Source organism: Kluyvera sp. Awk 3, assembly GCF_028069715.1.
Classification (GTDB): domain Bacteria; phylum Pseudomonadota; class Gammaproteobacteria; order Enterobacterales; family Enterobacteriaceae; genus Kluyvera; species Kluyvera georgiana_A.
In genome coordinates, this window is the sequence record NZ_JANEWH010000310.1 from 1 (window position 1) to 717 (window position 717).

Sequence of the window (717 nt, forward strand, 5' to 3'; positions counted from 1 at the left end):
GAGTATTCATCCATAATAAGATCTCTGATTTGTCTAAAAACTTCTTAACATATAAGAAAACATGGAATAATACCGTGGCCTTAATATTTTCTGGTACATTACCATTGCTGTCCACATGATCTTTTAACACCTGTAAGCAATGCACCTCCAAAAGCTCACTATACCATTCGTTTTTTAACCAAACATCATCCCGCTGTGATAGCGATTTCCACCAAAATTCTGCTGCGGCCCAGTTCCTTTCATAAGACATCTGCTGTGCTTGTTGGATTAATCTATCAGCTGAAATATCAGGTAACTCAGGACTGTCCAATGCAACAATAGCATCAAATGTCCTTTCACAGCAGCGTCCATCTCTTAATGGGAATGTTCTCTCTATTCTTTTCGCAACCTCAATATCCAAAGCACATCCATTTTCAAGGATATTGTCTAACGAAGATAAGACTTCTTCTTCTGTATTGCATACTGGACCAAACCCATCTCGACGATGTTTAAAATAACCGGGAGAAAATGTATGTCTACCAGAATGCAAAACCTCATATTCATCAAACTGATAATATAAAGTTGGTTTGTTTTGAACAGCCATATCAAATGCAACAGATGTATAATCAGTCAATAACATAGCCGAACGACAGAAAACGTCCTGAATCCGTGTATCATTTGGAGTCAGAACTTCTACATCCTCTGAAACGCGGAAATGCTCAATATACGGTATTAAAT

1 protein-coding gene is annotated in these 717 nt (G+C 37.7%); it reads right to left on the reverse strand.

Annotated elements, in window-relative coordinates:
* A partial coding sequence (locus NNN71_RS24830) for a CDP-glycerol glycerophosphotransferase family protein (RefSeq protein WP_271459606.1) occupies positions 1 to 717 on the reverse strand: 717 nt, incomplete at both ends.